Origin of the sequence: Demequina mangrovi (assembly GCF_000759715.1) — a bacterium.
GTDB lineage: Bacteria > Actinomycetota > Actinomycetes > Actinomycetales > Demequinaceae > Demequina > Demequina mangrovi.
Map to the genome: position 1 here is coordinate 71,410 of NZ_BBLU01000016.1, position 10,240 is coordinate 81,649.

Consider the following 10,240-nt stretch of genomic DNA (forward strand, 5'->3'; position numbering starts at 1 on the left):
GGCACGCTCCCGCGACGCCGCATATCTGCTTCTCAGGCCTCCGCGTCCTCCCCCGGCGCCACGAACCCGCTCTCGTAGGCCGCGATCACGGCCTGCGTGCGGTCGCGCACCCCGAGCTTCATGAGGATCGACGCGACGTGGGACTTCACCGTCTCGACCGACACGAACAGGTCCGCCGCGATCTCGCCGTTCGAGCGGCCCCGCGCGAGCGCGCGCAGCACGTCCTCCTCGCGCTCGGTGAGCTCGGGCAGCCTGTGCAGGCCGCGCGAGGCGAAGCGCTCGATCACGGCACGCGTCGACGAGGGGAACAGCAGCGACTCGCCGAGCGCCACGACGCGGATCGACTCGATGAGGTCCGCCGGCGGGATCCGCTTGAGCACGAAGCCGGACGCTCCCGAGCGCATCGCGTCGAACACGTACTCGTCGACCTCGAAGGTGGTGAGCACCAGCACCCGCGTCCCGAGCCCGCGCGCGATGATCTCGCGCGTCGCGGTGAGCCCGTCCATCCCGGGCATGCGGACGTCCATGAGCATGATGTCGGGCTGCTCCCGCTCCGCGAGCGCGACCGCGTCGACGCCGTCGCCGGCCTCGCCCACGACGTCCCAGCCGTCCTCGGAGCCGACGATGGCGCGCAGCCCCATGCGCACCAGAGGGTCGTCGTCGACGATCGCCACCTTCATGCGCGCACCTCCTCGCGCAGATCGTCCCATGCCGAGCCCGCGCGCGCGGGGCCGATCGACGATTCGAGCGGGAGGAGCGCGCGCACGCGGTAGCCGCCGTCGGGCTCGGGCCCGATCGCGGTGCGCCCGCCGAGGAGCGTGACGCGGTCGCGCATCCCGGCCACGCCGTGGTGCGCGCGGCCCGCCGCCGCGGGGGACGGAGCGCCGCCGGGGCCGTTCGCGACGTCGATCGCGAGCGCATCGTCCTCGCGCACCACCCGCACGGTGACCGCCGCGCCCGGCGCGTGCCGCGCCGCGTTGGTGAGGGACTCGCGGACGATGCCGAAGGCGGCCCGCCCGATCGCGGGCGGCACGGGCGCGACGTCGAGCTCGGCGTCGACCACGATGCCGGCGTCGCGCGACGCGTCGACCAGCCCGGGGATGTCCGCGATGCCCGGGAGCGGCACCCGCTCGCCGGCATCGTCGCCGCGGATGGTCGCGATGATCCGGTCGAGCTCGCCCATCGCGGCGCGCCCGCGCTCCTCGATGTTGCGCAGCGCCTGGCGCGCGAACTCGGGATCCGAGTCGAACACGTGCGCGCCGGCACCCGCCTGCACGATGTTCATGGTGATCATGTGGCCGATGCTGTCGTGCAGCTCCTGGTCGATGCGCACCTGCTCCTCGGCGAGCCGGGCGCGCGCGACCGCGGCCTCGGCCCGCTCGCGGTCGCACGAGCCCAGCCCCCACGAGCCGAGCCGGCGGTGCAGCTCCGCGGCCCCCTCGACGGCCCAGAACGGCGCGGGCACCAGCAGGAGCAGCACCGGGCTGCCCGCGACGACCCACCACGAGACCTCGTCGACGGTCGCGATGCTCCCCGGGTCGCCGATGAGGAGGTCGAAGGCCTCCCACACGCCGACCACCTGGCCGAAGGCGAGCCCGACCGCTCCGATCAGCGACACGGGCACCACCAGTGCGACGATCGCGAGCACGAAGCCCAGCGGCCCCAGCAGGATCCGCAGCATGATCCACCCGAGCACGCGCCACGAGGGCCCGTCCCGGAAGACCGCGAACACGCGGTGCAGCCACGGCACGTCCATGGGACGGGTGACGGGCGGCGGCGGCGGGATGCGCGCGCCGAGCAGCGCGTTGACCAGCGCGCGCTCGGCGGTGCCGATCGGGCGGAGCGAGGCCTGGAGCGCGAGCAGGAGCGGGATCCCGACCCAGATGATCACGAGGCTCACCCCGACCGCGTACGCGGTCACCGCGTAGGTGAACAGCAGGATCGAGATCGGCAGCCCCAGCAGGAGGTAGACGATCGCGCCCCACGTGCGCGCCCGCCATGCGACCTCGAAGTACCCCAGCAGCGTTCTCATGCCTCCATCGTGCCGCGACCAGGGCCGATGCGTCCTCGCTCGCCCGGATGGATCCCTTCCCCCGCCGGAGGGAGCCCTCGGGCCTCCTCCCCCGCGAGGACCATGCGGGATTCACCCGGAGGGCATGTCCGAATCGTCCCTGAGCGCGCAGATCCCAGGGGGGTCGCGCTCCTAGCGTCGAGGTAGCCGGGAGGTCCCGGCGATCTCGAGGAGGGGATCATGGAGCTTGGCATCACCGGGCGCATCGCCCGCACCGCGGCCGCACGGCCGTGGATCACCATCACCGTGTGGCTGCTGGCGATCGTCGCCGCGGTCGTCGCGGCCGGGGGCCTCGGTGACGCCCTCACCCAGGACGACCGCATGCTGGTCGCCACCGAGTCCGACGCCGCCGCGGACCGCAGCGAGGAGCTGCGGGCGGGAGACCAGTCGACCATCGACGAGACCGTGGTCATCACGGCGGAGTCCGCGCAGTGGGGCGACGTCGAGTTCACCGATGCGGTCGACCGCGTGGTCGCGGGCCTCGAGGGCCTGCCGGGCGTGCGGTCCGTGACGGCTCCGAGCGCCGAGGAGCCGTACCCGGTCTCCGAGGACGGTCGCACCGCGCTCGTCACCGCGGTGGTCGACGCGGACTCCGACACGGTCGGCGAGGCCGTCTCGGCGGCCACCGACGAGGCCGAGGCCGCGGGCTTCACGCTCCACAACGTGGGCGACACCACCGCCGAGGTCATCTTCGACTCGCTCGCGGAGGACACCCTGGTCCGCGGCGAGATGATCGGCATCGCGGTCGCGCTCGTGATCCTCGTCATCGTCTTCGGCGCGCTCGTCGCCGCGGGCCTGCCGCTCATGGTCGCGCTCGTGTCGATCACCACCGCGGTGGGCGCCACCGCGATCGTGGGTCAGGTGTTCGAGCTGTCGTTCTTCATCGTCAACATGATCACGATGATGGGCCTCGCGCTCGGCATCGACTACAGCCTCGTCGCGGTGCAGCGTTTCCGCGAGGAGCTCGCCCACGGCCGCACCGTGAAGGACGCGGTCGCGATCACCGGCTCCACCGCCAACCGCGCGATCCTGTTCTCGGGCGTCACCGTGCTCATCTCGCTCGTCGGGATGCTCGTGGTGCCGTCGACCATCATGCGCTCGCTCGGCGCGGGCGCGATGATCGTCGCGGTCATGGCCGTCATCACGGCGCTGACCCTGCTGCCGGCGGTGCTGCGGCTCCTGGGCCACCGCGTCAACCGCGGTCGCATCCCCACCGCCCACCCGGGCCGCGAGCCGCGCGTGTGGAGCGCCATCGCCCGCAGCGTGGTCGCGCGTCCGGCGGTCTTCGCCGCCGGCGGCCTCGCGGTGCTGCTCGCGCTCTCCGTCCCGCTGCTCTCGATCCGCCTGACCTTCCCGGGCCTCGACGCGCTGCCGGAGGACAACGACGTGCGCCAGGGCATGGAGGTGCTGGTCGACGACTTCGGCTACGGCCAGTCCTCGACCCTGGTCGCGATCGACGATGCCGGCGGCTCGGCCTCCGCGGTCGAGGGGCTCGCGAGCGCGATCGAGGCGGACCCGGCCTTCGCGGAGACCACCGTCGACTGGCACGGCACCACGGCGTTCATCGACACGCGCGACGTGTTCGACTCCGCCGACCCGGCCGCCGAGGAGGCGCTCGACCGCCTGCGCGCGGACCTCGTCCCCGCGGCGCTCGACAGCACCGAGGCGACCGCGAACGTGGGCGGCGGCCAGGCCGAGGCGGTCGACTTCGCCGACGTCATGCTCGACAGCGTGCCGCTGGTGCTGGCGATCGTGCTCGGCGCGAGCTTCCTGCTCCTGCTCATCGCGTTCCGGTCGATCGCGATCCCGCTCACCGCGATCGCGCTCAACGTGGTCTCGGCCGCCGCAGCCTTCGGCCTCCTGGTCGGCGTGTTCCAGTTCGGATGGGGCTCGGACCTGCTGGGCTTCGCGCAGGTCGACGGCATCGCGCCGTGGATCCCCCTGTTCCTGTTCGCGGTCCTGTTCGGGCTGTCGATGGACTACCACGTGTTCCTCATCAGCCGCATCAAGGAGCGCTACGACTCGACGGGCGACACCAAGGACGCGGTGGTGTTCGGGTTGTCCCGCACCGGCTCGCTCATCACGGGCGCGGCGCTCATCATGGTCGCGGTGTTCCTCGGCTTCTCGCTGGGCGACCTCGCGGAGTTCCAGCAGATGGGCTTCGGGCTCGCGGCCGCGGTGATCATCGACGCGACCATCGTCCGCACCATCCTGGTGCCGTCGCTCATGACCCTCCTGGGCGAGCGCAACTGGACGCTCCCCCGGTGGCTCGGATGGCTGCCGCAGGTCTCCGTCGAGGGCCGCGCGTCCGAGCCCCCGCGCGAGAAGGAGCTCGTGGGCGTCTGAGCCCGCCACGCGCGATGCCCCCGGTCAAGGCCGGGGGCATCGTCGCGGTCCGGGGGCATCGTCGCCCGCCTGCTGCATGAGCGCCGGAAACCGCAGGTACTTGGCACTCATGCAGCAGCCTGGCCAAGATGAGGGGCATGCGCGACTACCCGACCATCGAGGAGACCATCGGCCGCACGCCCCTGGTGAGGCTCCAACGCCTCGCCGCGGACGCCGCCGAGCGCGGCACCGTGGTGCTCGCGAAGCTCGAGGGCACCAACCCCGCGGGCTCCGTCAAGGACCGCCCCGCGCTGTCGATGATCGCGACGGCCGAGGCCGAGGGCCGCATCCGCCCCGGCGACACCGTGATCGAGGCCACGAGCGGCAACACCGGCATCGCCCTCGCGATGGTCGCCGCGGTGCGCGGCTACGCCATGGTGCTGGTGATGCCCGCGGACCTCTCGGTCGAGCGCGCCCGCACCATGACCGCGTACGGCGCGCGGCTGGTGCTCACCGATCCGGCCGGAGGCATGGAGCTCGCGCGCACCACCGCCGACGCGATGGAGGCCGCGGGCGAGGGCGTCCAGCTGGACCAGTTCGCGAACCCCGCGAACCCCGCCGCGCACATGGCGGCGACCGCCGAGGAGATCTGGTCCCAGACCGGCGGCCGGGTCACGCACTTCGTGTCCTCGATGGGCACCACGGGCACGCTCACCGGCACCGGCCGTCGCCTGCGGGAGCTGAGCGATGCCGTCCGCATCGTGGGCGTGCAGCCGGAGGAGGGCTCCCGCATCCCGGGCATCCGCGCGTGGGAGCCCGAGTTCCTCCCCCGCATCTTCGACCCCACCGTCCCGCACGAGGTGCGGAACGTGAATCAGGACGATGCGACGCGCACCACGCGCGCGCTGGCCCGCGAGGAGGGCATCCTCGCGGGGATGAGCGCGGGCGGCGCGGCCCACGTCGCGCTCGGGCTCGCGGCGACGGAGCGCGACGCGACCATCGTCTTCATCGTCCCCGACCGGGGCGACCGCTACCTCTCGACGGATCTGTTCGCGACGGACTGATCCGGACGCGAGACGCCCCGGCCACCCGCACGGGCGACCGGAGCATCGTCGGATCGCGTCAGCCGACGCCGAAGCGGTTCGCGGTCTCCTTGATCGAGCGCGCGGAGGCCTCGAGGGCCGCCTTCTCCTCGTCGTCCATCGGGGTCGCGGCCTGGTGCTCGATGCCGTTGCGGCCGATCACCGCGGGCAGCGACATGCACACCTCGCCGACGCCGGGGTAGTCGATGAGCGTCGACACCGGCATGATGCGGCGCTGGTCGCCCAGGACGGCCTCGACGATGCGCGCTCCGGCGGCGCCGACGGCGTAGTTGGTCGCGCCCTTGCCCTCGATGATCGTGTACGCGGAGCGCATGACGTCGTGGTGGATCCGCTCGCGCACCTCGGGGGTCATGACGACCTCGCCGTCGCGGCCGCGCCAGTCGACCAGCGGCTGCCCGCCGATGGTGGCCGAGGACCACAGCGCGACCTCCGAGTCGCCGTGCTCGCCCGCGATGTACGCGTGCACGTTGCCGACTGCGATGTCGCAGTAGTCGGCGATCTGGTGGCGGAGACGCGACGTGTCGAGCGCGGTGCCGGAGCCGAACATGCGCGACGGGTCCATGCCGGACTTCTTGATCGCGGCGTACGTCACCACGTCGACGGGGTTCGTCACGAGGATGTAGATCGCGTTCGGCGCGACCTCGAGCAGCGGCGGAAGCACCTTGTCCATGAGGCCGATCGTCGCGCCCGCGAGGTCCATGCGGGTCTGGCCCGGCTGCTGCTTCGCACCCGCGGTGATGACCACCACGTCCGAGCCCTCGACCACGCCGATGTCCGACGAGCCGAGCACCGTCGCCTCGGGCATGAACTGGATGCCCTGCGCGAGGTCGAGCGCCTCCGCCTCGACCTTCGCCGTGTTGATGTCGTACAGCGCGACCGTGCGCGCGAATCCGCGCATCAGGCCTGCGTACGCCAGGGTCGAACCCACGGCTCCCGCGCCGACGATCGACACCTTCGAAGTCTTGTCCGACATGCCACCCTCCCTGAGATCAGTCCAGGATGAGCCTAGTCCGGCGCGACGATGCGCGGGTGTCGGGCCGCGCTCAGGAGCGCGCGAGGCACGCGCGCACCTCGCCCGCGCCGCCGTCCGCCTCGCTCAGGAGGTAGTCCGTCGTGCCGAGGAGCAGCGCGCCCGCGCCGAGCGCGGAGACGCAGCCGCGCGGGTCCGCGTGGAAGCCCGCCTCGCCCGCGTCGGTGTGCCCGGCATGCCCGAGCGCGGGCTCGTCCGTCACGACGCGCAGGTGCATCCCCCCGCCGCCGCAGCCGAACCGGACGTCGAAGATCGGCGGCTCGTCGGCGGCCCAGGGCTCGTAGTCGCGGCACTCGCCGTCACCGACGAGCACGGAGCCGCCGATCTCCGCGACCCCGGCCGCGGCGGTCGCGGACCCGCACGCGTCGGGCACCCGCACGGCGATCGTGGTGTCGACGAGCCGGGTGTCGTCCCAGCGCCGCCACGGCAGCTGCGCGACGACCGGCTTCACCTCGCGGCCGACGAGCGTCGCGTCGAAGGTGACCTCGACGCAGGCACCCGACTCGGGTTCCGTCAAGGTCCACGCGCCCGTGACCGGCTCCTCCGTGAGGCTCGCCGCCGGCAGGAACGGCGCGGACAGCGCCGCCACCACGAGCACGGCGACCACGCCGCCCACGAGCCACCAGCGCATCGTCCCCCCAGAGATATCTGGGGGAACGCTAGCGCCGCGGCCTACAGCTTGTCGAGGGAGTTGAAGCGCAGCACCAGGCGCTTGACCTCGCCACCGAAGTCGACCTTCACCACCGCGTTGCGGCCCACGCCCTCGGTGCCGACCACCTTGCCCATGCCGAACTTGTCGTGCAGCACGCGCTCGCCGACCTCGAAGCCGATGTCGCCCGCGCCGGCCCCCGGCGGGCTCGGCGGCACGCGCTTGGTGGTGACCGCGCCCGCGCGCGAGTACGTGTTGCCGTCGCCGCGGTCCTGATTGCCGCCGTAGTTCATGCCGGACCACGACCCGGAGCGCGACGAGCCGCGGTCCGAGCGCTCGCGCAGCGAGGACATGGTCACCGCGGCGCGCGTCCACTCCATGAGCTCGTCGGGGATCTCCTCGACGAAGCGGCTCGCGCCGAAGTACTGCGGCGCGCCCCACGAGGACCGCGCCTCGGCGCGGGTGAGGTACAGCCGCTCGCGGGCGCGGGTGAGGCCCACGTACGCGAGGCGCCGCTCCTCCTCCATGTCCTTGGTGTCGCCCGACTCGATCGACCGCATGTGCGGGAACGTGCCGTCCTCCATGCCGGTGAGGAACACCACCGGGAACTCGAGGCCCTTCGCGGTGTGGAGCGTCATCATCGTCACCACGCCGCCGGTGCCGTCCGAGTCGGGGACCTGGTCCGCGTCGGCGACCAGCGCGACCTTCTCGAGGAAGTCCGCGAGGGTGCCCTCGGGGTTGTCCTCGGAGAACTCACGCCCCACGGCGACGAGCTCCATGATGTTCTCGATCCGGCTCGCGTCCTGCGGGTCCTCGGACTTGCGCAGCGAGGCGAGCAGGCCGGAGCGGTCCGCGATCGCGTCGAGCACGCCCGCGGGGCCGTTGTCCTTCGCGAGCGCGCGGAGGTCGTCCATGAGCCGCACGAAGTCCTCGATCGCGCGCTGCGAGCGGGCCTGGAGACCGGCATCGTCCAGATGCCGCAGCGCGGTGCCGAAGCTGGCCTCCTGGCCCGCCGCGACGAGCGTGCGGCGCACGCCCTCGACGGACTCGACCGCCGTGTCGCCGATGCCGCGCTTGGGCTCGTTGATGATGCGGCGGGTGGCCACGTCGTCGTCCTCGTTCACCACGGCGGCGAGGTACGCGAGCATGTCCTTGATCTCCTTGCGCTCGTAGAAGCGCGTGCCGCCGACCACCTTGTAGGGGATCTCGGCGCGGATGAAGCGCTCCTCGACTGCGCGGGACTGCGCGTTGGCGCGGTACATGATCGCGATGTCGTTGGGCTCGATGCCGTCCTCGTCGATGAGCCGGCGGATCTCGGTCGCGATGTACTGCGCCTCGCCCTGCTCGGTGTCCGCGGCGTAGCCCTTGATCTTCGCGCCCGCGCCGGAGTCGGTCCACAGGTTCTTGGGCCGGCGGTCGGAGTTGTTCTGGATGACCGTGTTGGCCGCCGTGAGGATGTTCTGGGTCGAGCGGTAGTTCTGCTCGAGGCGCACGATGTGCGCGTTCGGGTAGTCCTTCTCGAACTCCATGATGTTGCGGATGGTCGCGCCGCGGAAGGCGTAGATCGACTGGTCCGCGTCACCCACGACCGTGAGCTCGCCGGCGGGCAGCGAGGCATCGTCCGCCGGGCCCACGAGCTCGCGCACCAGCACGTACTGCGCGTGGTTGGTGTCCTGGTACTCGTCGACCAGGATGTGGCGGAAGCGCTCGCGGTAGGCACGCGCGACCTGGGGGTGCTCCTGCACCAGCTTGACGGTCTTGACGATGATGTCGTCGAAGTCGACGGCGTTGGCGGCCTCGAGGCGGCGCTGGTAGAGCGGGTACGCCGTCGCGGCGGCGTGCTCGATCGAGAACTTGGACGCCATCGACGCGCCCGCGAGCGCGACCTCGGGCTCGATCAGCTCGTCCTTGAACTTGCCGATGCGTCCCAGGATCGCCTTGGGCGTGAACTTCTTCGGGTCGAGGTTCAGCTCCTTCATGACGAGCTTCATGAGGTTGACCGAGTCCGACGTGTCGTAGATCGAGAACGACGAGGAGAGCCCCGCGAGCTGGTGGTCGCTGCGGAGGATCCTCACGCACGCGCTGTGGAACGTCGCGACCCACATGCCGCGCGCCTCGGGGCCCACGAGCGCCTCGACGCGCTCGCGCATCTCCGCCGCGGCCTTGTTGGTGAAGGTGATGGCGAGGATCTGGTGCGGCCGCGCGCGGTGGGTCTCGAGCAGGTGCGCGATGCGGTGCGTGAGCACGCGGGTCTTGCCCGAGCCGGCGCCCGCCATGATGAGCAGCGCCTCACCCTGGTGGGTGACGGCCTCGGCCTGGGGCGCGTTGAGCCCCTCGACAAGGGACGATGCGCCGCGCACGGGCCGGTTCGCGGCGGGCGCGGGCTTCCGGTGGCCCGTGAGGATGGGGGCCGGCGGGATCCAGGCGTCCTCCGGCTCGGGCTCGTGCTCGGACGCGTACGCGTCCTCGGGCCAGGGCTCCGGCTCGACGGGCTCCGGCTCGACGGGCTCGGGCTCGACGGGCTCCGGTGCGGAGCTCGCGGGCGGGGTGGGCTGGGGCTCGCTGGGGACGGAGCCGTCGAGATCGAAGAGCGCATCCATGACCCGAGAATTCTAGGCGCTGGGACGGACGTCGCCCCACCCCCTGGGGAGATCCGCGGCGGTCTCAGCCGGAGCGGGGCACCGTGCCGTGGCGCTCGAGGTCGGTGAGCGCCGCATCGGCGATGCGCCTCACCTGCGGGTCCTCGTCGTACTTGCTGAGGCCGAGCAGCGCGCGCCAGACCTCGCGGTCCGCATGCGCGAGCCCCTCGGAGGCCATCATCGAGAAGCACAGCGCGTACAGCGCGCGCATCTCGGGACGGCGGTCGTCGGAGAGCCCGTGGAGCTTGGGCATGAGGTCGGCGAGCATCTCGACGCGGCTGGCGCGCACCGCGGCGTCCGACTGCTCCTCGGGCGCCGGCTCCTGCTCGGGACGCGACGCCCGGAGGCTGCGCCGTGTCGCACCGGGCTCCGCGGGGTCGCGGCGCGGCGGCGCGGGCGGCACGCCGCCGGACAGCGCTCCGC

8 protein-coding genes are annotated in these 10,240 nt (G+C 72.4%); 2 read left to right on the forward strand and 6 right to left on the reverse strand.

Features of this window, described 5'->3' with window-relative positions:
• Positions 1 to 32: 32 nt before the first annotated feature.
• Both TR42_RS12260 and TR42_RS14445 read right to left on the reverse strand, forming a co-directional pair.
• Positions 33 to 680: a response regulator transcription factor gene (locus TR42_RS12260; protein ID WP_042216288.1), complete on the reverse strand. Its 648-nt coding sequence runs from the start codon at positions 678 to 680 to the stop codon at positions 33 to 35.
• The gene (locus tag TR42_RS14445) at positions 677 to 2,032 is read right to left on the reverse strand and encodes a sensor histidine kinase (RefSeq protein WP_052406070.1); all 1,356 of its coding nucleotides are present in this window, start codon (positions 2,030 to 2,032) and stop codon (positions 677 to 679) included. The genes TR42_RS12260 and TR42_RS14445 overlap by 4 nt, the downstream gene beginning before the upstream one ends.
• A 219-nt stretch (positions 2,033 to 2,251) precedes the next feature.
• On the opposite strand from TR42_RS14445, the gene TR42_RS12270 reads away from it, so the two are divergent.
• Positions 2,252 to 4,417 (forward strand): MMPL family transporter, encoded by a 2,166-nt coding sequence (locus TR42_RS12270; RefSeq protein WP_052406072.1) that lies wholly within the window; start codon positions 2,252 to 2,254, stop codon positions 4,415 to 4,417.
• A 137-nt stretch (positions 4,418 to 4,554) separates the two neighbouring features.
• Complete coding sequence (gene cysM / locus TR42_RS12275) at positions 4,555 to 5,460, forward strand: cysteine synthase CysM (protein WP_042216290.1); 906 nt, start codon at positions 4,555 to 4,557, stop codon at positions 5,458 to 5,460.
• Between the two features lie 58 nt (positions 5,461 to 5,518).
• Here the strand turns inward: cysM and TR42_RS12280 are convergent, their stop codons facing one another.
• The 4 genes from TR42_RS12280 to TR42_RS15070 form a co-directional block, all read right to left on the reverse strand.
• The gene (locus TR42_RS12280) at positions 5,519 to 6,472 is read right to left on the reverse strand and encodes an L-lactate dehydrogenase (RefSeq protein WP_042216292.1); all 954 of its coding nucleotides are present in this window, start codon (positions 6,470 to 6,472) and stop codon (positions 5,519 to 5,521) included.
• Positions 6,473 to 6,542: 70 nt separating this feature from the next.
• A complete protein-coding gene (locus tag TR42_RS12285; protein ID WP_042216294.1) occupies positions 6,543 to 7,160 on the reverse strand; it encodes a hypothetical protein in 618 nt (205 codons plus the stop codon).
• A 41-nt stretch (positions 7,161 to 7,201) separates the two neighbouring features.
• The gene (pcrA, locus tag TR42_RS12290; RefSeq protein WP_042216296.1) at positions 7,202 to 9,778 is read right to left on the reverse strand and encodes a DNA helicase PcrA; all 2,577 of its coding nucleotides are present in this window, start codon (positions 9,776 to 9,778) and stop codon (positions 7,202 to 7,204) included.
• Between the two features lie 64 nt (positions 9,779 to 9,842).
• The coding region (locus TR42_RS15070; RefSeq protein ID WP_161786647.1) for a hypothetical protein at positions 9,843 to 10,240 on the reverse strand (398 nt) is incomplete at its 5' end.